Here is a 19,980-nt window from a genome sequence, read left to right as displayed (position 1 = left end):
TCGCACCACAGCTTCACGCCGTTCGTGGTCTACCGGATCCTGCTCGGCATCACCATCATCGCCCTGGTCACCGCCGGCACCCTCGCCCCCGACGCGGGCGCCGTCCACTGACCCACCACCGTCCCCCGGGGGCGGGCCGCCGGTGGTCTCCGGCGGCCCGCCCCCGCCGCTTCTCCCCCTCCCCCGGGCGGACCGACACACCGGCGGCCGGAGGTCGTTGCCGCTCGATCTGGCGTGCGATTGAATCGCCTGCCATGACGCTCACGTGGAAACTCGTCGTGGACAGTTCGGACGCCCCGGCCCTCGCCGAGTTCTGGGCCGCCGCCCTCGACTACCGGGTCGAGGACCCGACCGCCCTGATCGACGCCCTGCTCGCCGACGGCCGCCTCCCGGCCGCCGCCGTCCTGGAGCGCGACGGCCGCAAACTGTTCCGCGGCTACGCGGCCGTCCGCCACCCCGAGGACCCGTACGACCCGGCGAGCGACATCGGCCAGGGGCGCCGCATCCTGTTCCAGGACGTCCCCGAGCCGAAGAGCGGCAAGAACCGGCTGCACATCGACGTCCACTCCGGCGGCGAACTCGACGCCGTGGTGGCCCGGTTGGAGTCGCTCGGCGCGACCCGGGTCGAGGAGCGGGACCAGGGCCCGGCCGGCCACTGGTGGGTGATGCGCGACCCCGAGGGCAACGAGTTCTGCGTCGCCTGACCTCCCGTCAGCCCCGCTCCGGGCCCCGCGCCAGGCGGTCGCCCAGCTCGGTGCGGTGGTAGAGGACCCGGCGGCCCACCCTGGTCCGGTCCACCAGGCCGGTGTCGCGGAGGATCGCCAGGTGGCCGCCGACCGTGCCCACCGACTGGTCCAGCAGCAGGGCGAGTTCGCTGGTGGTGGCGGGCGTCTCCAACCGGCGCAGGATCTGCGCCCGCCCGCCGCCGAGCAGCCGGGCCAGCGCCCGCCCGTCCTCCCCCGCCCCGGCCCCGGCCCCGGAGCCGCGCGCCGCGTACACCAGCGCGAACGGGCGGCCCGGCGCCTCGCACAGCCAGGAGCCGCGCTGCGCGGTGACCGGGACGAAGAGCATGCCGTCCGGCCCGACCACCCGGTCCGGGCCGGGCCGGTCGCTGAACCGGATCGCGTCCGCGCCGACCCACCCGCTGGTGCGGTTCATCTGGCGCAGGGCCCGCGGCCAGCCGTGTGCGGCCAGCAGCCCGGCCCGGTGCGTGACGTCGCGCTGCAGGGCCGCTCGCCGGGCCGGCCAGTCCGCGGCCAGGTGCGCGTCCCAGACCGCGCGGAACAGTTCGGCCGCCCGGGCGCCGTGCCCGCGTCCGGTGAGCCGGTCCAGCGGCCGGCCCGCCCGGGCGTGCTCCTGCGCGGTGCGCAGCCCCGCCACCGCGACCTCGTCCGGCACCCGGGCCACCTCGGCGAGCTCCGACTCCAGCGTGGTCTCCATCCCCCCGCCCGGCGGCAGCGTCAGGTGGTTCGGCAGGTACTTCGTCGCCGCGATCAACTCCACCAGCCCGTGCGCGTACCCGTCCCCCGCCAACCGCGCCAGGAACGCCGCCCGGTGCCGCTCCCGCCAGGGCCCCGCCCACGGCTCACCGTACGGACGGGCCAACTGCACGATCGCCGCCAGCGTCTCGGCGAACGGCGACAGCGCGAACCGGGACCGCGACAGCGCGAGCGAATCCAGCCGCAGCACGACCACGGCGCCCCTCCCCTCCGGCGACCTCTCGGTGGAACCCGAAACGATAGAACCCCCGCCCCACCCGCTCGCACACTCTGCGGGTGCTTCCACCACTCCTTCACCACCGCGGCTTCCGCCGGTGCCGCCCCGGCGGTCACGAGTACCAGATCAGCAGCCCGTGCCGGTAGCGGGCGGTGCGGGTGAGGTAGCGCAGCAGGTCGGTGTAGTGGGCGGAGAGGTGGTCGAGGGCGGACGGGTCGTCGGCCCAGAGGCGGACGGGGTAGACCTCGGCGGCGGCGAGGTCGGCGGGGGTGAGGCCGGCGGCCAGGGTGTCGAAGGGGAGGTCGGCCAGCTCGCGGACGGCGGCGGCGACCCGGTCGGGGGCCAGCAGGGTGGGCGGGCCGTAGCCCCAGTCCTCGTCGCCGGGGAGGGGGGTGCCGCCGTGGACCGGCTCGGTCGGGAGGCCGCGCCGGGCGAGCAGGTGGGCCAGGGCCGCCCAGGACTTCCCGGTGTCGTGGAAGCGCAGTTCGGAGGGGTCGCGCCGGTGTTCCAGGGCGGCCTGCTCGCGGGCGAACTCCCGGACCCAGCCGGGTTCTTCGAGGGCGCGGGCGAATTCGGCGGGGGCCAGCCGCAGGTAGCTGCCGATGATGCTCACGGGCAGCGATCCTGGCAGCCCCCGCCGACAGGTCGGTCCGAGGGGGACTCCCGGCGGCGCAGGACCAGGACGGTCGGCGCGGCCAGGACGGCGACCCGGCGGGGGCCGGTGGCGTCGCACCGGCCGCGCCGAGCACCGGGGCCGGCGCGAGGACGGGTGCGGCGGGGTGGAGCGGGGTGCGCGGTCGCCGTGGCGGGTGCCCTAGCGGTCCCGGGCCGTCAGCCGGCCGCGCACCGCGGCGTGGACCTCGGCCTCCTCGGCCGGGTCGGCGGCGAGCCGGCGCAGCCGTTCGAGGACGCGGACGTCGCCGGTGGTGGTGACGTGGGTGGCGGCGAGCTCGCGGGTGGACTCCTCGCAGTCCCACAGGCACTCGACCGCGGGGCCGGCCGCGAAGTTGGCGTCGGTGACGGCGAGCGCCTGGGCGGCGCGCCCGCGCAGTTCGGAGGAGGCGGCCTCGCCGTAGACGTGCCGCAGGGCGGGGACGGCGGCGGTGGCGTGGAGCCGGCCGACGCCGTCGACCAGGCTGCCGAGGGCGGCGCCGGTGACGCCGTTCAGCGAGATCCACTGGTGCAGTGCGGCGACCACCAGCGGGGCGTCGCAGGGTTCGCCGGCGTCCGCGAGGAGGCGGACGGCGGCCTGGGCGAGGGCGCTGTCCGCGCCGCCGGTCGCCGGGTCGGCCCAGCGGCGGGCGTGCGCGAGCGCCTCGGGACCTCGCATCCGGCCGAGCAGTTCCAGCGAGGCGCGGACCACCCGGTGGTCCAGGTCCGCGGCGGCGGTCTCGATCAGCCCGGCGGCGGCCGGGTCGCGCTGTTCGACGAGGTGGCGCAGCGCCGCGCAGCGGGCGCCGGCCGGTCCGTGCCCGGCGGCGTCGTGCAGCAGCGGCGCGTCCTCGGGTCGGACGACGGCGGTGAGACAGCGGGCGGCCGCGGCGGCGCGGCGGGCGAGGGCGTCGGGTGCGGGGCTGTCGCCCTGGTCGGCCCAGGCGAGCACGTCGGCGGTGGACCAGCCGGGGGTGACGCCGGGGCGGGACAGTTGGCGCTGCCACAGGTCGAAGGGGGACTGCTCGCCGGCGGCGGCCACCCGGGGGTGGTGGGCGGCCCACAGCCGCCAGACCCGCGGTTCGTAGGCGGAGCGGACGGCCTCGCGCAGCTCGGCGTCGCCCTCCGGGTCGGCCGGGAAGCGGGCGAGGACGGCGGGGGCGAGGGAGAGCAGGGACTCGTCGGTGTCGCGCAGGGCGAGTTCGTCGAGGGCCCAGGACCAGTTGGCCCCGGTGGCGGTGTAGGCGCGCAGCAGGTCGAGGGCGTCCCGGCGGCCGTAGCCGGCCAGGTGGCCCAGGACGGCGAGGGCGAGGCCGGTGCGGGCCTCGTCGGGGTCGAGGCTGTCCTCGGGCGAGTGGAGGTGGAGCTCGATGCCGGTGAGGGGGGCTTCGAGCTCCATGTAGAGCCGCGCGTAGTACAGGGAGCGGTTCTCGACCTGCCAGTCGGCGCGGGGGTCGTTGGTGACGCAGGTCTCGACGGCGGCGATCGCCTCGTCGCGGTCTGCGGCCAACGCATGCAGCTGCCCGTCCCCACGACCTCGCTGGAGGAGGCCGAGGAGGCTGGCGCTGGGCGCTATCACTGGCTCGAACATGAGGTCAGCATCCGTTGCGGCGGTCGTCGTGGCAACGGGATTTCCGTCGCCGGGGTCGGTTGGCACAGCTCAGGCGCCCGGGCGCCGGAATCACCGAAGGTTACCGCCTGGGTGACCGGTCTGCACACAGGGCAACGGATTTCCGCACCGTGACCGCGCCAGACCGGGTCCGTCCGTACCGGATCGACCCCTTCCGGAATGCCGGGTCCGTTCGAGCCCGAATCACCCGGGTGTTCGACCTCCGGGGCCGGCCCGGCCGGCCCGTCCCCGCCCCGGTCAGATCGGGCGCGGCCTCCTGGGCGCGGGCAGCGCCTCGTTGATCTGCTCGCGCAGCTCGGCCACCCCGGGCAGCCCCCGGTAGCGGGTGGAGAGCCGGTACATCTCGCGCAGCCGGTCCCAGGTGCGATTGGAGGAGGTGTCGTTGATCGAGGCGAGGGCGAGCTTGGCCTGCACCTGGGCCTCGTCCGGTTCGCCGGAGATCCAGTGGATGGAGGCCAGGGTGATCCGGTCGAGCAGCGCGGAGCGCTCGCGCCCGGTCTTCTGGCGCAGCCGGATCGCGGTCCGGGCGTGCCGGACGGCGAGCGGGACGGCGCCGGGATCGTGCTCGGCGAGGGTGCGGTAGACCAGGGCCTGCATGCCGTGCAGCTCGGCCTCGTTGAACAGCTGCATCCAGCTGGGGGCGGGTTCCGGGCTGTCCCGGACGAAGAGCTCCTCGGCCTCGCCGAGCACCCGGCGGGTGGCCTCGGAGCGGCCGAGCGCGGCCTGCGCCCAGGCTTCGACGGTGTGCAGCATGGCCCGGGTGCGCGGCTGGGCGCCGCCGCCGGAGCAGGCGCCGGCCTTGGCCAGCTGCATGAGTTCGAGGGCGTCGTCGGCCCGGCCGAGGTGGAGCATCTGGCGGGCGGCCCGGGAGATCGCCTCGCCGGCCCGGGGGCGGTCCTCGGCCTCCCGGGCGGCCTGCGCGGCGATCACGAAGTAGCGCTGGGCGGTCGGTTCGAGGCCCACGTCGTGGGACATCCAGCCGGCCAGCACGGCGAGGTTGGCGGCGACCGTCCAGAGCCGGCGCTCCAGCGCGGCCGGGTGGTCGTGGGTGAGCAGGCCGCCGACCTCGTTGAGCTGGCCGACCACGGCCTTGCGCTGGAGCCCGCCGCCGCGGGACGCGTCCCAGGCCCGGAAGACGTCGACGGCGCGCTCCAGCGCGGCGACCTCCTCGTTGCCGACCGGGCCCGGTTCGTAGACGTCCAGGACGGGCTGGGCCCCGCCCTGGACCAGGACGTGGCGGGGGCCCGGGCGGGCGGCCGCCTCGGCGACGGCGCCGCCGGTGAGCCAGTCGTGCAGGTTGTCGGCGATGACCGCGCCCGCCGCGAGGGCGGCGGAGGCGCCGACCAGTCCGCGTCTGTTCAGCATGAGGTCCATTCCCGTGAACTCGGTGAGGACCGCGGCCGTCCGATCCGGTGCCCAGGGCTCCTTCGGCGGTGCTGCGCTGCTGCCGGACCTGGTGGGCCGGTGTCGTTCGAGACCTAGGTCCTCGGTGGTGACGACACGGCCGAGCCGCTCCGTGAACACGGCGGCCAGCACCCTCGGCACCGGGTCGCGCGGGATCTCGCCCTGCTCGATCCAGCGCCGGACCCGGGAGGTGTCGGTGGACAGCTGCTGCTCGCCCAGCGCGGCACCCCGCCGGTTGACCAGCCGGGCCAGCTCGCCCTTGGACCATCCGGTCAGGGCGAAGTGGTCGGCCAGTCTGGTGTTCGGCCCCTTGCTCAACTGAAGCCCCCAGATCCTCGGCTGGCTCGACCCTAGTGGCTCTGTCACATGCCAAGCGACCATTCGCCAGGGTTCGCCAGGGTGCGCTACGTGGTGTGCCAGTGCCGTCCGGGTGTCAGGTAGGTATGCGCCACCCCGACTCCGCGTCGGAACGGCCCCCGACCGGCCCGGACCTGGTTCCGACGGTGCGTCGGGCGGCCGTCCGGGAGCGGCTCAGCGGGGGGTGGCGCGCCGGGTGGCGCGAGGGCGCCGGGCAGGGCGCGGCGGTCGGGACGGACGTACTTCCCCAGGGTGCGGACGGTTCCGGCGGACCGCGGACCGTGCCCGGCGCCCGCGCCCCACCCGGCCGGCCCGACCCCGGTTCGACGGGCCGCCCCCAGCTTTGCCGCCGGTCAAGGAAGGACCCTCACCAGCCCATGTACTCCACAGCCAGCACCGGTACCCGCCCGTCGTCCCCGAACGGGGTGGACGGCGCGACCGTACGCCCCGCACGCTCTCCCCTGCGCCCCCCGACCGCCGGTTCGGGACGGCCCGCACCGCGCGCCGCCGAACTGCGCGACCCGCGCGGGCGCACCACCCTGGTGACCCGCCCCCTGGCGGAGCAGGCCGGCCGACCGGGCCAGCCGGGCCGGCCGACCGCGGGCCGGACCCCGGAGGCGTTCGTGGACCGGGTGGACCCGGCCGCGCTGCAGACCCCGGCGGTACGGGCGGTGCTCGCCAACGTCGCGCGGATATGTCCGGCGTTCCTGCCGCGCCAGGTGCTGCGGGAGGGCGGTCGGCACATCCTGATCGCGGGCACCATCGGCCGGGCCCCGGTGGTGGCGAAGTGCCTGTCCCCGGCCGCGCTGCGGGGGGAGCGGGCGGAGCAGCTGGTGGAGCGCTTCCACCACGAGGTGGCGGTGTACCGGGCGTTCGTGCGGCACCGTCCGCCGGTGCGGCTGCCCCGGCTGGTGGCGGCCGACCACGACCGCTGCGTGCTGGTGCTGGAGCGGGTGCCGGGCCGTCCGGCGGCCCGCGAGCGGCACCCGGTGAACGCGCCGACGCCGGGCGAGGTGCGCGCGGTGCTGGGCTCGGTGCGCACGCTGAACCTGTGGCGCCCGCCGACGGACGTGTTCGGCAAGCCGATGGACTACCAGACCGAGATCGCCCGGTTCCACTCGCTGGGGCTGCTGACCGACCGGGACGCGGGCGACCTGCGCGGCCTGCTGCACGGTCTGTCCTCGGTGCCGTGGCAGCTGAACCACGGTGACGCGCTGCTGGGCAACATCCTGCTGGCCCCGTCCGGCCCGGTCCTGCTGGACTGGGAGCAGGCCGGCTGGTACCTGCCGGGCTACGACCTGGCGGTGCTGTGGAGCGTGCTGTCGGGCGACACCGCGGCCCGCCGCCAGATCAGCCAACTCGCCCAGTCCGGCGGCACGCTGGCCCGGGACGCGTTCCTGGTGAACCTGGTGCTGGTGCTGATGCGCGAGCTGCGGCTGCACGACGTCCCGGGCGCGGGCGAGGAGCAGCGGATCATGATCCGCCGGCTGTACGACGACGCGGGGCTGGCCCGCCGCGCGGTCCGCGCGGCGGTCGGCACCCGGTAGTCGGTCGGCAGTCGGCCGACGCCCGGCCGCCGGCCCGCTCCCGGCGCCGGCGGGGTCAGCCGCCCAGCAGGGCTTCGCCGAGGGTGTCCAGCACGGTGTCCTCGGCGGGCAGTTGGGTGCGCAGGCTGAGGGCGTCGCGCAGGTGGCGCTCCAGCGGGTGGCGGCGGTCGAGCCCGGCGCTGCCGGTGAGGGTGAGGGCCCGCTGCACGGTGTCGCTCGCGGTGCGGGCGGCGAGCAGTTGGACGGCGGGCGCCCGGGTCGCGGCGGACGGGTCGGCGTCGGTGCGGGCGGCGAGGCCGTGGACGAGTTCCTCGGCGCCGGTGAGCGCGGCGTCGAGTTCGCCGAGCGGGCGGCGGTGGGCGGTGGTGCCGCGCAGCCGCCCGGCGGACCAGTCGAGGGCGGCCCGGGCGGTGCCCAGCAGGACGGCGGTCAGGGCGAGTTGGTGCCAGGCCGCGGCGACGGGGTCGGCGGGGAAGGCCGGCCCCTTGGGCAGCAGGGCGGCGTCGGTGCCGATCCGGGCGTCCTCCAGCAGGACGTCGTGGCCGGCGGCGGCGCGCAGGCCGAGCTGGTCGGCGGCCGGGTCGATCTCCAGTCCGGGGCTGTCGGCGCGGACCAGGAACAGGCCGGTGCGCGGCTGGTTCTCGGCGGTGCGGGCCTCGACCACGAGCCAGGAGAGCGCTTCGGCGCCGGGGCAGTGCGGGGCGCGTCCGCCGAGCCGCCAGGCGTTGCCCTGCCAGTGCGCGGTGACGGCGGGCGGGCGCCCGGCGGGGGCCCGGAGGGTGCCGACCAGGGCGGGCCCGCGGCGGGACTCGGTGAGCAGCCGCCGGTAGAGCGCGGCGGGCCAGGGCGCGGTGCGGGCCTGTTCGGCGTGGTGCAGCAGGGTGTGCGCGGCGAGCAGGGCGACCGAGGCGTCGCCGCGGCCGAGCCGGGCCAGCACCCGGACGGTGTCGGCCAGGCCGGCCCCCGGCCCGCCGTGCCGCCGGCCGACGGTGAGGGTGAGCAGCCCGGCCTCGTGGGCGGCTTCGACGCCCTGGTACGGGAAGGTGCCGTCGCGGTCGTGCTCGGCGGCCCGGGCGGCCAGCAGGTCGATCACCCGGGGCAGCCGGGCGAACGCCCGCTCGACGGCGTCGTCGGCGGTGACGGGGGCGGGGACGGTCGGCTGTGCTGCGGTGCGGGTCATGGCGGGCCTCCGGGCGGGCGGCGGGGTGTCGGGCGTCCGTGAACTGGGGTTCTCAGGAAGCCGGACAGGCCGCGCCGGCGGTGCGCCGGAGGTCCACGTGCAGGCGGCGGGTGAGCAGCGGTGGCCGGGGCATCGCGCGTCAGCCCTGCTGGAACATCTCCGCCGGAAGCGGCTTGAGGAGCTGGTAGAGGTCGTCCGAAACCGGTCGGTCCCAGGAGGCGATGGTCACCTGGACGCCGTCGCTGCGGCCGAACTGCGAGCAGTACAGCCGCTCCTCGGTGACCTTGACCTTCCGGACGATCAGCAGGTCGTCGCCGAGCATGACCGGGAAGTCCTCGGCCGAGACGAAGTCGACCGGTTCCTCGTTCTCCAGCGAGGCGAGCAACTGGCGGGCCTCCAGCGGCACGCCGTCCTCGCTCTCGCGGGCGGGCGAGTCCTCCGGGAGGTTGCCGATCAGCATGGCCGGGCCGCGGCCGCCGAGCAGGTCGTACTGCAGGAAGACGCCTTGGCAGGAACCGTCCTGACCGGCCAGGATCATGACACCGAAATCGCCGGGCCAGTCGCCCGGATCCATGGCCAGTACGTCGAAGTCCGGGCCGGCGGGCTGTCCGGAGCGACGGCGGAGAAATGACATGGGCCCATCGTACGGGGCCGGTGGGCGGGGGCCGGTGCGCGGGTCCGCGATCAGGCCGAGTTCTACGCTCAGGGACCAATGTTGACTCTGAGCAACCGTCCGGGCTACGTTCGGTTCAGCACGACGGCCGCTCCGGGGCGAGATCCACGGGGAGCGGTTTGTCGCAGCGTGCCTTGCGCGCATTCCCTCACTGCGCACGCGGTCGTGTGAACTCCAAGCACCATTTGCTGATTCAATGGTCCTTAGACGGTTCCTGGAGCCTGCGGGTGATTCCGGCGGGCTCCGGACGGTCGAGGTGCCGTCGGATCGGCGCCACCACAGCCACATAACCGAACCCAGAGCCAGGTTCGCGGGGCCCTCGTGCCGTCGCGTCCGCGAACCTTGCCCGGATCACCGCCGCGTGGGGGCGTGCGGAATCCGGGCTCCGGCCCACCCGGGGAGTCGCTCTTCCCGGTCGGGTCACTCCCGCTGCGACGGCTGCCGCACCCTGTGCGGCACAGGGAAATGGGAGAGCCCGTCATCGGCGCCGTTGACGGGCAGCAGAAGCGGGCGCCGTGCCTATACCGCGTGGGGGCGGTAGGCACGGCGTCTGCCTGCTCTTACTGTGCTGGCAGGCTTGTCGGCCAGTCAACAAGATTCGGTCCATCAGAACTCTTTTGTGACCTCGACGTATGCCCGGCCGTCACCTGCGCGCGGGCCCCGGCCTCGTCCGCCGTGCCCGGGAACTCCTGGTCGGGGGCGTGGCGGAGCGGTGAACACCCGGCCAACCGCGCGGGCCGCCGCGGCCCGGGACCGGCCGGTTCCACCGCCCCGGCACCGCGCTCGCGACTACTGGTTCCGCAGGTCGAACTCGCCGTCCCGGGCGCCCAGCACGAAGGCCCGCCACTCGGCGGGGGTGAAGACCAGCGCCGGGCCGTCCGGCTCCGCGCCGTTGCGCATCGCGATGTACCCGTCGACGAAGGCGATCTGGACGCCCTGTTCGCCGCCGGGCGCGTGCTGCCACTCGGCCCCGCTCACGTCGAGCTCGATCTTGCGGCGCTCGTCCGCCGCCCGTGCCGCCTCTGCCGGCGTCATCCGCACACCCTCCCGCCCGGACTCCCGCTCGGAGTCGTCCCGCCTGTGGTCGAGCGTCAAGTTTAGCCACCCGCGGCCCCCGGCCCGGCCGTTCCGGCCCGGCGCGCCCACCGGACGGGGCAGATGGGGCGATCCGGCCCTCCCGGGACGGCTGCTGTGCTACGGGCCCGCTCCCTCGAACCGTTCGGGCCCCGGTGGTCCCGGTGGTCCCGCTCGGACACGCCGACCCGGGCGCGCCCCAGGAGCACGCTCCGGGCGGCGGCCGGGGTGAGGATGGGTGGCGAGCAGTCAGCCACCCAACCGGGAGCAGCCGATGGACCAGCGGGACCGCAGCCGCGCCGACGTCATCCCGATCTCGACCGCGCCCTCGGCCCCGCCGGTGGGCGCCGCGACGGGCACCGTCACCGCGCCGGCGCCCTCGGTGCCGCGCCCCGCCCGGCCCGCCGGGCACGGGCGGGTGGGCCTGGTGCTGGTGTCGCACAGCCAGGAACTCGCGGACGCGGTGCGGGCGGTGGCCCTGGCCGTGACGGAGGCGGACGATCCGGCTCCGGTCGCGGCGGCCAGCGGTTCGCTGGAGGACGGCCCGGGCAGCAGCGCGGTGCTGGTGGCCGCGGCGGCCCGCCGGGTCGACCAGGGCCACGGCGTGGCGGTGCTGTGCGACCTGGACGGCCCGGTCCGCACCGTGCTGGCGGTGCTGGCGGCGGCCGAGGAGCACGGCCTGCCGTTCCCGACCCGGTTCGCGGACGCCCCGTTCGTGGAGGGCGCGGTGGCCGCGGTGGCGACCGCGACCGCGGGCGGCGACCTGGCGGCGGTGCTGGACGCGGCGGAGGAGACCGCCCGCCGGCCGAAGCGCTGAGACCCGGCCGGGCCGGTCCGCCCCTTCGCCCGTCAGCCGATCCGCCGATGTGCCGGTGCGCCGTCCGTCGTCTGTCGTCCCGGATGTGTCCGATGGGACGGTTTGGCGGCGACTGTGCGGGTTTCCCGCCCGCCGGGCCCCGGGCCGCCGCTAGAGTCGGCCGCATCGGCCCGGTGGGGGGGAGTCCCCGGGCCCGACCGGAGGGGTGGTGCGCGGCCGTGCGTGTGGTGATCACCGGCGGGGCAGGGTTCATCGGGGCCAATCTGGCCAGGGAGTTGACGTCCCGTCCGGAGGTGGCGGAGGTCCGGGTGGTGGACGACCTGTCCACCGGCAGCAAGGCCAACCTGGCGGGGGTGGACGTCGCCTTCTTCGAGGGCAGCATCCTCGATCCGGCCCTGCTGGACGCGGCGTTCACCGGCGCCGACGCGGTGGTGCACCTGGCGGCCCTGCCGTCCGTGCCGCGGTCGATCGCCGCCCCGCTGGCCAGCCACCGGGTGAACGCCACCGGCACCCTGGAGGTGTTGGAGGCGGCCCGCCGCGCGGGCGGCCTGTACGTGGCGGCGGCGTCCTCCTCCTCGGTGTACGGCGCGAACCGGGAGCTGCCCAAGCGCGAGACGATGCGCACCGTCCCGATGAGCCCGTACGCGGTCTCCAAGCTCGCCACCGAGTCCTACCTCGGCGCGTACCACCACTGCTACGGCCTGGGCGTGCTGCCGCTGCGCTTCTTCAACGTCTTCGGCCCGCTCCAGCCCGCCGGGCACGCGTACGCGGCGGTGGTCCCGGCCTTCCTGGACGCGGCGCTGGCCGGCCGGCCGGTGACGGTGCACGGGGACGGGCGGCAGAGCCGGGACTTCACCTACGTCGGCACGGTGACCCAGGTGCTCGCCGAGGCGGTGCTGCGCCGGGTGGTCTCCGCGGAGCCGGTGAACCTGGCCTTCGGGACGCGCACCTCGCTGCTGGAGCTGATCGGCCTGCTGGGCGGGGTGCTGGGGGCGCCGGTCGCCGCCGAGCACGTCGACCCGCGACCGGGGGACGTGCGGGACTCGCAGGCCGACAACGCGCGGCTGCGCGAGCTGTTCCCGGACGTGGCGCCCGTCCCGCTGGAGGAGGGCCTGCGGCGCACCGCGGCCTGGTTCCGGACGCTCTGAGGCCCCGGAGGGCGGGAGCGGGGCGCGCACCCCGCTCCCGCCCTCCGGCATTCAGGGCGCCGTCAGTTCGAAGTGCGCCTCGTCCTTCCCGGCCAGCGCGCGGGCGAGGTGCTCCAGGAGGCGGTCCTCCAGTTCGGGCAGCGCGTCCGGGTGGAACCAGCCGACCTCCAGCGACTCGTCGTCGTTCACCCGGGCCTCGCCGGACAGCGGACGGCACCGGAAGACCAGGTCGAGGTACTGGGTGCGGTCGCCGTTCGGATACTCGATCATCGGGGAGACCGCCACCGAGACCAGCCGCTCGGGCCGCACCTCCACCCCGGTCTCCTCCCGGCACTCGCGCACCACGGCGTCCGCGGGCTGCTCCCCCGGGTCGATGATGCCGCTGATCAGTGCCCACCGGCCGTTGTCCGCCCGCCGTCCGAGCAGCACCCGGCCGTCCTCGTCCACCACCACCGCCGACACCCCGGACAGCCAGAGCGGCCGGTGCCCGACCACGGCGCGCAGGTCCGCCAGAAACGCAGGAATTCCCATGCCCGGAAGCCTAGGGGGCGGGAGCGCGGCGCGGCAGCGGGCGGGCCGGGGTGCCGACCACGGTGGTGCCGGGCGGCACGTCGCGGGTGACGGTGGCGGCGGCGCCGACGAAGGCGGCGCGGCCCACGGTGCGGCCCTGGAGGACCACCGCGCCGGAGCCGACGGTGCTGTCGTCCTCCAGCCGGACGGCGCCGGAGACGTTGGCGCCGGGGTAGACGGTGACGCGGGCGCCGAGGCGGGTGTCGTGGCCGACGGTCGCGTTGTAGTGGACCTGGCTGTGCGGGCCGAGGCGGACGCTGCTGGAGACGTGCGCGCCGCCCATCACCAGGCAGCCGGGGGCGAGTTCGGTCTCGGGGGCGATGATCGCCCGGGGGTGCGCCAGGGTCACGGGGTGGCCGCCCGCCGCGTCCAGCAGCCCGGCCAGCCGGGCCCGGGCCGCCGGGTCGGCGATCCCGACCAGGTACCCGGCGCCGGGCGGCAGTTCGGCGGGGGTGCGGACGGGCAGGCCGCGCACCGTGCTCCCGGCCTGCCGGTCGTCGAGGAACCCGGCCACCTCGACGCCCGCGGCGAGCGCCACGTCCAGCGCCTCCCGGCCGACGCCGCCCGCGCCCGCGATCCACAGCACCATGCGCCGTTCTCCGTCCCTCGTCCGCGCCCTCGTTGATCGCCCGTCACCGGAAACGTACCCGGCGCGGTACTAGCCGCGCAGTTCCTCCGGGGCCAGCCGGGGCGCGGTCGCGGTGGCCTGCCGGGGCAGCACGATCCGGGACGCGGCCGGGACGGCGGGCTCGGCGGCCGACGGGACCGGGGCCGGGGCCGGGAAGCCGGGGTTGACGCCGCCGGCGGCGGTGATGCCGGCCGGGCGCAGCAGCACCTTCACGGTGAGGGCGAGGATGCGCAGGTCGAGGGCGAGGCCGTGGTGCTCGATGTACCAGAGGTCGAGTTCGATGCGTTCGGGCCAGGTGATGGAGTTGCGGCCGCGGACCTGGGCCCAGCCGGTGAGGCCGGGGCGGACGGCGAGGCGGCCGCGCTGGCGGGTGGAGTAGTGGACGACCTGCTCGGGCAGGGTGGGGCGGGGGCCGATGACGCCCATGTCGCCGCGCAGGACGTTCCACAGCTGCGGGAGTTCGTCCAGGCTGCTCTTGCGCAGCAGCGCGCCGAGGCGGGTGATGCGCGGGGCGTCGGGCTCGTCCTCGTACTGCCGGTCGCGCATGGTGCGGAACTTGAGGATGTCGAACTCCCGGCCGTGGCGGCCGGTGCGGGTCTGCCGGAAGATCACCGGTCCGCCCATGGTGGCGCGGATCAGGAGGGCGATCAGCAGGCCGAGCGGGAGCGCGATGATCCCGGCCAGCACAGTGACCGCGAGGTCCCCCCCTCGCTTCATTTCTCCCCCAACTGGGTTGGTGCGGTGCAGTGCGGTGGTGGTGCAAGTGCGGTGCGGTGGTGCAAGTGCGGTGCGGTGGTGGTGGTGCGGTGACGGTGGCGGCGGTGCGGACGCTCAGTCGGTGCTCCAGCGCAGCCCGCGGCGGCGGGCGACGGCGGCGTAGGTCTCCAGCGAGACCTGGGCGACCGCGCGCTGGTCGAACCGTTCGAGGGCGCGGCGGCGGGCCGCGGCGCCCAGGCGTGTCCGCAGGCCGGGCTCGGTGAGGAGCCGGTCGAGCGCGGCGGTGAGGGCGGCGGCGTCGGCCGCCGGGGCGAGCAGCAGGTGCCGGTCGTGGGTGCCGATCTCGCGGCAGCCGCGGATGTCGCTGAGCAGCAGGGGCAGGCCGCTGGCGGCGGCCTCCATGCCGGAGCGGGAGAAGCCCTCCCGGTGGGAGGGGAGGACGAAGACGTCGAGTGCGGCGTAGACGGCGGGCATGTCGTCGCGGGGGCCGAGGAACTCCACGCCCGCCTCGGCGGCGCGCAGCGCGTCGGGCTTGTCGGGGTCGTCGGGGCCGATCCAGACGAAGCGGGCCTTGCCGGCCAGCGCGCGGGCGGCCTCGGCGTACTCGCGGATGCCCTTCTCGGCGACCCGCCGGCCGACCCCGCCGACCAGCAGTTCGTCCTCGGCGAGGCCGAGTTCGGCGCGCAGCCGGGCGCGCAGGGCGTCCCGGGCCGGGCCGGGGGCGGGGAAGCGGTCGAGGTCGACGCCGTTGCCGACCACCCGGGAGCGCCCGGCGGGGACGCCCCACCGGGCGAGCGTGGCACGGTCCTCGGCGTTCTGGTAGAGCTCGGCGTGCGAGAAGCGGGCGGCGAGCGCCTCGGCGCCGAGCACGGCGAGCCGTTTGGCGAGCGGGTCGTGGGCCTGGGCCCACAGGCCGTGGCAGGTGTTGACGACGACGGGGACGCGGGCGAGCCGGCCCAGGACGCGGCCGAGCACGCCGGTCTTCGGGTTGTGGGTGTGCAGCACGTCGGGCCGGATGCGGCGCAGCTCGGCGAGCAGTTCGCGGGCGGCGGCGAGGTCGGCGGCCGGCTGCCAGGCGCGGGTGAGCGAGGGCAGCGGGAGGTGCCGGATGCCGATCCGTTCGATCCGTTCCCGGTAGGGGCCGGGGGCGCTGATGCCGTAGGTGCGCAGGCCGTGTTCAACGTCGACGGTGAGCTCGGTGGCGAGCAGCAGGTGCAGCGACATGTCGACGGTGGTGAGGTGGGCGACCCGCAGCGGCCGGCCGCCCTCGCCGCGCAGGCGGAGCGGGAGCTGGTCAGGCACCGGCGCCCACCGCCTTCGCGGTGGCGACGATCCGGGCGTAGGCGCGTTCGGGGACGAGCCGGCCGTACAGCTTGGCCCGGAAGAAGTCGATCGGGTCGGTGCGCCGGACCGGGACGCGGTGGAAGCGGGCCGGGTCGTACCCGGGCAGGTTGCGGCCGACCAGGCCGGTGGCGCAGGTGCGGAAGCGGGCGCGCAGCGCGGTGTCCAGGTGCGGGACGGGGCGGCCCCAGGTGTAGGCGAAGTGCCGGGGGCGGGTGCCGAGGTGCTCCTCGACGTCGTCGCCGCAGGCGTCGAGCTCGGCGGTGCTGAGCAGTTCGGGGCGGGCGTGGCTGCGGGTGTGGTTGGCGACGGTGCACAGCCCGGAGGCGGTCATCTCGCGCAGCTGCTCCCAGCTGAGGCCGGTGGCGGGGGCGCCCTTGGCGGTGGAGCCCTCCCAGCGCATCGGGGCGCCGACCAGGCCGCTGGCCAGGTAGACGGTGAACGGCAGGCCGCGTTCGCGGAGCAGCGGCCAGGCCGTCTCGTAGGTGTCGGCGAAGCCGTCGTCGAAGGTGAGGACGGTGCTGGGGGTGCGCAGTCCGGCGTCGAGGCGGTCGGCGGCGGTGTCCAGCGGGACGACCCGGCCGGGCGGGAGCTCGGCGAGCAGGTCGACCTGGGCGGTGAAGTCGGCGGTGGCGAGGTCGAGCTCGTCGCTCGTGCCGCCGCCGACCCGGTGGTAGATGAGCAGGGTGGCGCCCGCGCCGGGCACCCGCCCGGCCGCGCGGGCCAACTGCTGTTTGACCTTCGACCGGACGCCTCCGGCCCGGCCGGCGGTGCTCGTCATGCATCCCCCTCGCGGTGCCCCCGCACCGGACTGTGACTCCCCCGGCCCGCGGCTGCCGCGGGCGATGCGCATCACAGTAGGGGGAAGTGTGAGGCTGCTGCCCCCGAAACGTGAAAGAAGTGCGTAGGTAGGCCGAAAATCAGCCGGTCCGACCGGTCCTGTCCCATTGGTGGACGTTTTCCGGTCGGCCGTCGATCAACGGGGGCGCGCCCTCAGCGCCCCCGGCGCCCGGGGCTCAGGGGGTGGCGCCGCCGTTCGGGCGCAGCAGCGCGATGCCGATCCGGACCAGCAGCAGCACCCCGGCGGCCAGGCAGCCGGCCACCGCCATCACCCAGGCCGGGCCGTCGGTCTGCGGGACGAGCACCGCCACCGCGATGCCCATGCCGACGCAGAGCACGCCCACCAGGGCCAGCAGCGGCTGGTGGCGGCGCAGCGCGCAGCCGCCGAACAGGGCTGACCGGCGAGTAGCGGGGCGGTTACTTCGGGTGTCTGCCATGCCCTCCACGGTAACCCGGTCCGGGGGCGCGGGCCACAGTCCTCCGGCCCTTGCGGAGCACCGCTCCGGTCCCGCCCGCAGCGGCTTCCGCCCGCCCGTCCGCACCGGTGCCCGGCCCCCGCCCGCCCGGATGCACGACCCCGGACGGCCGGATGCACGACCCCCGAACGGCCGCCTCGCGGGCCGTTTCCGGGGTGCTTCCGGGGCGCTTCCGGACCGCCCGCGAAATCTCGCCGTCCGGCGTACAACCATCCCGGGGCGTCGTGGGTCTCCACTACATTGAGCGATCCAGGAGCCGTCCGACGAGCGGGATTGGGAGTGCCCGCCGCGGGCTAGATCACTCGGGTGCGGAGCCGCCGCGCCCGGGGTCGGAGGCCGGGCTCCGCCTGCCGACGGTACCGCCACGCCGCTTGTCGGCGACCGAGGGGGGAACCGTGTCGTACGCCACCGTCACCGCTGCCACCGCCGCTGCCGTCTGCGCCCCGCCCCAGCCCGTCGTCCCGTCCGCGACCCCGCCCGCTCCGTCCCCGGCGCCCGGCCAGCCCAGGGAGCGGGACCGGGGCAGCTGGCTGCGGTTCAGTCCCGCCCAGCCGCTGTTCCGGGCCCGGGCGGCGCAGCGGCTGGCCGTGCTCGCCTACCACGGGATCACCGACCCGGCCTCGTTCGGCGCCCAGCTGGACCGGCTGCGGCGGCTGGCCACCCCGGTGTCCGTGCCGGACGTGGAGCGGGCGCTGGCCGAGGGGCGGCCGCTGCCGCCGCGCTCGGTGCTGGTGACCTTCGACGACCCGGACCGCACGGTGCTGCGGCACGCGCTGCCCGAGCTGGTGGCCCGGCGGATTCCAGCCGCCGCGTTCGTGATCGCCGAGCTGGTCGGCACCGAGAAGCCGTTCTGGTGGCACGAGGCGGCGTTCCTGGCCCGCCACGGCGGCCGGGCCCGGCTGCTGCCCCGCGGCGCCGACCCGGCCCGGGTGCTGGCGCTGCTCAAGGCGATGCCCGACCCGGACCGCCGGCGCAGCCTGGCCGAGCTGCGGGTCTCCGCGCACCGCCGCCCGCCGGCCCAGGAGCAGCTGCGCCCGGAGGACCTGCGGGTGCTGCGGGAGGCGGACGTCGCGGTCGGCAACCACACCCTGGGCCACCCCTCGCTGCGGCGCTGCGACGAGGCGACGGTGCACGCGGAGATCGCCGGTGCGCACCGGGTGCTGACCCGCTGGCTGGGCGAGGCCCCCACCGCCTTCGCCTACCCGGACGGCGGCTTCGACGAGCGGGCGGACGCCGTGCTGCGCCAGCTCGGCTACCGGCTCGGCTTCCTCTCCGACCACCGGCTCGGCCCCCGGCTGCCCGCGCACCCGCTGCGGATCAGCCGCCTCCAGGTCGACTCGACCACCTCGACCCGCCGGTTCGACACCATCCTGTCCGGCCTGGAACCGGCGGTGCAGCGGCTGCTGGGGGCGCAGGCGTAAGCCCCGGGCACCGACGCGGGCCCCCGGGTGCGGGCCCCGGGCGCGGGTGCGGGTGGTGCGGGCGGGGCCGGGGCCGGACACTGGCGGGGGCGGCCCGCCCGGGCCGGCCACCGGCACCCGGTCTGGAGCGGCGATGAGCGAGACGTTTCCGGCGCTGTGCGCGCACACCCACCTGTTCCCGGGGGCGCGGCTGCGGGTCCAGGGCCTGCCCGATCCGGCGGCCCTCGCGGCGGCGCTCGGGCCCCCGGACGCCGACCTCGACCTGCGCTTCGCGGACGGCTCGGCCGCCGAGGGCCGACTGCGCGCGGCCGGACCGGACGGAGCCGAAACGGCCGCGACCGGACCGGCCGTGGCCGAGCTGGCCGTGGCCGGGTACACGACCGCGGCCGGGACGCGGCTGGACGCCCGGACCTGGGAGGTGCGGGCGTCCGTGGCGGCCGACGGCGCACTGGAGCTGACGGTCGGGGGCCGGTCGGCCGGGTGAGCGGGGGCCGGGGTCAGTCGGCGGCGGTGGGCCGGATGCCGCGCATCCGGCCGATCGCGTAGACGGCGCCGGCCAGGGCCAGGTCGGAGAGCAGCATGAAGCCGATCGAGTAGCTGTCCTTGGCGCTGTAGATCGCGCCCATCACCAGCGGCGGGACGAAGCCGCCGAGGCCGCCGATCGCGCCGACGATGCCGGTCACCGAGCCGACCTGGGCGACCGGGGTGACCTGGGCGACCAGCGCGAACACCGAGCCGCTGGTGGTGCCCAGGCCGGCCGCCATCACCAGGAAGGCGATGGTGCCGACCGGGCTGAGGTCCGGGTCGAACGCCTGGACGATCGCGAACAGCGCGGTGGTCCCCAGCGCCCAGGCGGTCACCACGGCCGGGTGGACGCGGTCGGAGAGCCAGCCGCCGAACGGCCGGAAGACCACCGTGACCAGCGCGAACCCGGCGGCCTTGGTGCCGGCGTCGGTGGCGGACAGCTCGTACCAGGTCTTCAGGTACGTCGGCAGGTAGACGCCGAACGCGACGATGCCGCCGAACCCGATCGCGTACAGCGCGGACAGCTCCCACGTCACCCGCAGCCGCCCGGCCCGGCCGAGCCGGGAGGCCAGCGAGGCGGTCGGGACCACCCGGTCGGGGCGGTCGCGCAGCAGCAGGTAGGACAGCACGGTGTACCCGGCCAGGGCGATCGCCAGCACCCAGAACGGCAGGTCGTGGCCGTGCTTCCACAGCCGCGGCGTGAAGTAGCCGGACAGCGCGACGCCGCCCATGCCCATGCCGAACACGCCGACGCCCAGGCCGCGCTTGTGCGGCGGGAACCAGGAGTTCACCAGCGGCACGCCGATCGCGAAGGTGGTGCCGCCGAGCCCGAGGAAGAACCCGACCGCCAGCAGCGCCCCGTACGAGCTGCGGGCCGGGATCAGCAGCAGCACCGGGACGATGGTCAGCGCCGACATCAGCGGGAACATCAGCCGGGCCCCGAAGCGGTCGGTCAGCGCGCCGACCGGGACGCGGCCCAGCGAGCCTACGATGACCGGCACCGCGACCAGGAACGACTGCGCGAACGACGACATGTGCAGGGTCTTGTCGAACTCGCCCGCCAGCGGGGCGATCAGGTTCCAGGCCCAGAAGGTCAGCGCGAAGCCGACGGTGGCGACCACCAGGTTGGTGTAGGCCGTCCCCGACACCCGTTCGTCGGCCGGCACCCGTTCGTTCGATGCTGTCAGCTGTCCCATGGGACCCAAGCCTCCGGGGACGTGCCGCCCCGGGCCGGGGACACGCGCACGACGCGGTCGCACCGTCAG

The 19,980-nt window shown here is 76.1% G+C and carries 21 protein-coding genes and 1 pseudogene; 7 read left to right on the top strand and 15 right to left on the bottom strand.

Translation table 11 applies throughout. From position 1 onward, the window contains the following. Both K353_RS28490 and K353_RS28485 read left to right on the top strand, forming a co-directional pair. Positions 1-111: pseudogene (locus K353_RS28490) on the top strand (undecaprenyl-diphosphatase); the annotation flags it as partial. 143 nt (positions 112-254) lie between these two features. Further along, the gene (locus K353_RS28485; protein ID WP_111556384.1) at positions 255-704 is read left to right on the top strand and encodes a VOC family protein; all 450 of its coding nucleotides are present in this window, start codon (positions 255-257) and stop codon (positions 702-704) included. Positions 705-711: 7 nt separating this feature from the next. On the opposite strand, the gene K353_RS28480 is transcribed toward K353_RS28485, so the two are convergent. From K353_RS28480 to K353_RS28465, 4 genes are all read right to left on the bottom strand, one after another. Beyond that, positions 712-1,695 carry a helix-turn-helix transcriptional regulator gene (locus K353_RS28480; protein WP_111556383.1) on the bottom strand — a complete coding sequence of 328 codons (984 nt, stop codon included), beginning with the start codon at positions 1,693-1,695 and terminating at the stop codon, positions 712-714. 133 nt (positions 1,696-1,828) lie between these two features. Next, positions 1,829-2,329: a YfbM family protein gene (locus K353_RS28475; protein ID WP_158585501.1), complete on the bottom strand. Its 501-nt coding sequence runs from the start codon at positions 2,327-2,329 to the stop codon at positions 1,829-1,831. Positions 2,330-2,530: 201 nt separating this feature from the next. Further along, positions 2,531-3,958 carry a HEAT repeat domain-containing protein gene (locus K353_RS28470; protein ID WP_111556381.1) on the bottom strand — a complete coding sequence of 476 codons (1,428 nt, stop codon included), beginning with the start codon at positions 3,956-3,958 and terminating at the stop codon, positions 2,531-2,533. Positions 3,959-4,234: 276 nt separating this feature from the next. Further along, positions 4,235-5,719, bottom strand: a complete 1,485-nt coding sequence (locus K353_RS28465; RefSeq protein WP_111556380.1) for a hypothetical protein — start codon at positions 5,717-5,719, stop codon at positions 4,235-4,237. Positions 5,720-6,135: 416 nt separating this feature from the next. On the opposite strand from K353_RS28465, the gene K353_RS28460 reads away from it, so the two are divergent. Then, positions 6,136-7,305: an aminoglycoside phosphotransferase family protein gene (locus K353_RS28460; protein WP_233533882.1), complete on the top strand. Its 1,170-nt coding sequence runs from the start codon at positions 6,136-6,138 to the stop codon at positions 7,303-7,305. A 55-nt stretch (positions 7,306-7,360) separates the two neighbouring features. On the opposite strand, the gene K353_RS28455 is transcribed toward K353_RS28460, so the two are convergent. The 4 genes from K353_RS28455 to K353_RS28445 form a co-directional block, all read right to left on the bottom strand. Continuing rightward, entirely contained in the window at positions 7,361-8,485 is a 1,125-nt protein-coding gene (locus K353_RS28455; RefSeq protein ID WP_111556379.1) for an acyl-CoA dehydrogenase family protein, read from the bottom strand. Between the two features lie 52 nt (positions 8,486-8,537). Further along, positions 8,538-8,618: a putative leader peptide gene (locus tag K353_RS37310; RefSeq protein WP_359783877.1), complete on the bottom strand. Its 81-nt coding sequence runs from the start codon at positions 8,616-8,618 to the stop codon at positions 8,538-8,540. A 6-nt stretch (positions 8,619-8,624) separates the two neighbouring features. Continuing rightward, positions 8,625-9,119 (bottom strand): hypothetical protein, encoded by a 495-nt coding sequence (locus K353_RS28450; protein ID WP_111556378.1) that lies wholly within the window; start codon positions 9,117-9,119, stop codon positions 8,625-8,627. 828 nt (positions 9,120-9,947) lie between these two features. Further along, positions 9,948-10,193: a DUF397 domain-containing protein gene (locus tag K353_RS28445; RefSeq protein WP_111556377.1), complete on the bottom strand. Its 246-nt coding sequence runs from the start codon at positions 10,191-10,193 to the stop codon at positions 9,948-9,950. 313 nt (positions 10,194-10,506) lie between these two features. On the opposite strand from K353_RS28445, the gene K353_RS28440 reads away from it, so the two are divergent. Further along, positions 10,507-11,049 carry a PTS fructose transporter subunit IIA gene (locus K353_RS28440; protein WP_111556376.1) on the top strand — a complete coding sequence of 181 codons (543 nt, stop codon included), beginning with the start codon at positions 10,507-10,509 and terminating at the stop codon, positions 11,047-11,049. 218 nt (positions 11,050-11,267) lie between these two features. Continuing rightward, on the top strand, positions 11,268-12,197 hold the full coding sequence (locus K353_RS28435; protein ID WP_111556375.1) for an NAD-dependent epimerase/dehydratase family protein: 930 nt from the start codon (positions 11,268-11,270) through the stop codon (positions 12,195-12,197). Positions 12,198-12,248: 51 nt separating this feature from the next. Here K353_RS28435 and K353_RS28430 read toward each other — a convergent pair whose 3' ends face one another. From K353_RS28430 to K353_RS33965, 6 genes are all read right to left on the bottom strand, one after another. Further along, positions 12,249-12,728: an NUDIX domain-containing protein gene (locus K353_RS28430; RefSeq protein WP_111556374.1), complete on the bottom strand. Its 480-nt coding sequence runs from the start codon at positions 12,726-12,728 to the stop codon at positions 12,249-12,251. 10 nt (positions 12,729-12,738) lie between these two features. Further along, the gene (locus tag K353_RS28425) at positions 12,739-13,356 is read right to left on the bottom strand and encodes an acetyltransferase (RefSeq protein ID WP_233533881.1); all 618 of its coding nucleotides are present in this window, start codon (positions 13,354-13,356) and stop codon (positions 12,739-12,741) included. A 69-nt stretch (positions 13,357-13,425) separates the two neighbouring features. Next, positions 13,426-14,112: a sugar transferase gene (locus K353_RS28420; RefSeq protein ID WP_111556373.1), complete on the bottom strand. Its 687-nt coding sequence runs from the start codon at positions 14,110-14,112 to the stop codon at positions 13,426-13,428. A 114-nt stretch (positions 14,113-14,226) separates the two neighbouring features. After that, positions 14,227-15,414 carry a glycosyltransferase gene (locus tag K353_RS28415; protein WP_111556372.1) on the bottom strand — a complete coding sequence of 396 codons (1,188 nt, stop codon included), beginning with the start codon at positions 15,412-15,414 and terminating at the stop codon, positions 14,227-14,229. Further along, positions 15,407-16,234: a polysaccharide deacetylase family protein gene (locus K353_RS28410; RefSeq protein ID WP_111556371.1), complete on the bottom strand. Its 828-nt coding sequence runs from the start codon at positions 16,232-16,234 to the stop codon at positions 15,407-15,409. Before K353_RS28410 ends, K353_RS28415 begins: the two co-directional genes overlap by 8 nt. A gap of 235 nt (positions 16,235-16,469) precedes the next feature. Next, complete coding sequence (locus K353_RS33965) at positions 16,470-16,730, bottom strand: hypothetical protein (protein ID WP_146616590.1); 261 nt, start codon at positions 16,728-16,730, stop codon at positions 16,470-16,472. A 434-nt stretch (positions 16,731-17,164) separates the two neighbouring features. Here K353_RS33965 and K353_RS28405 point away from each other — a divergent pair, with 434 nt between their 5' ends. Further along, entirely contained in the window at positions 17,165-18,190 is a 1,026-nt protein-coding gene (locus K353_RS28405; RefSeq protein WP_111556370.1) for a polysaccharide deacetylase family protein, read from the top strand. Positions 18,191-18,323: 133 nt separating this feature from the next. Continuing rightward, on the top strand, positions 18,324-18,674 hold the full coding sequence (locus tag K353_RS28400) for a hypothetical protein (RefSeq protein WP_111556369.1): 351 nt from the start codon (positions 18,324-18,326) through the stop codon (positions 18,672-18,674). 13 nt (positions 18,675-18,687) lie between these two features. Here K353_RS28400 and K353_RS28395 read toward each other — a convergent pair whose 3' ends face one another. Next, positions 18,688-19,911: an MFS transporter gene (locus tag K353_RS28395; protein WP_111556368.1), complete on the bottom strand. Its 1,224-nt coding sequence runs from the start codon at positions 19,909-19,911 to the stop codon at positions 18,688-18,690. Between the last annotated feature and the right edge of the window lie 69 nt (positions 19,912-19,980).

It is taken from the genome of Kitasatospora sp. SolWspMP-SS2h, assembly GCF_003259315.1.
Lineage (GTDB): Bacteria > Actinomycetota > Actinomycetes > Streptomycetales > Streptomycetaceae > Kitasatospora > Kitasatospora fiedleri.
This window is presented reverse-complemented; position numbering and strand designations above follow the sequence as displayed.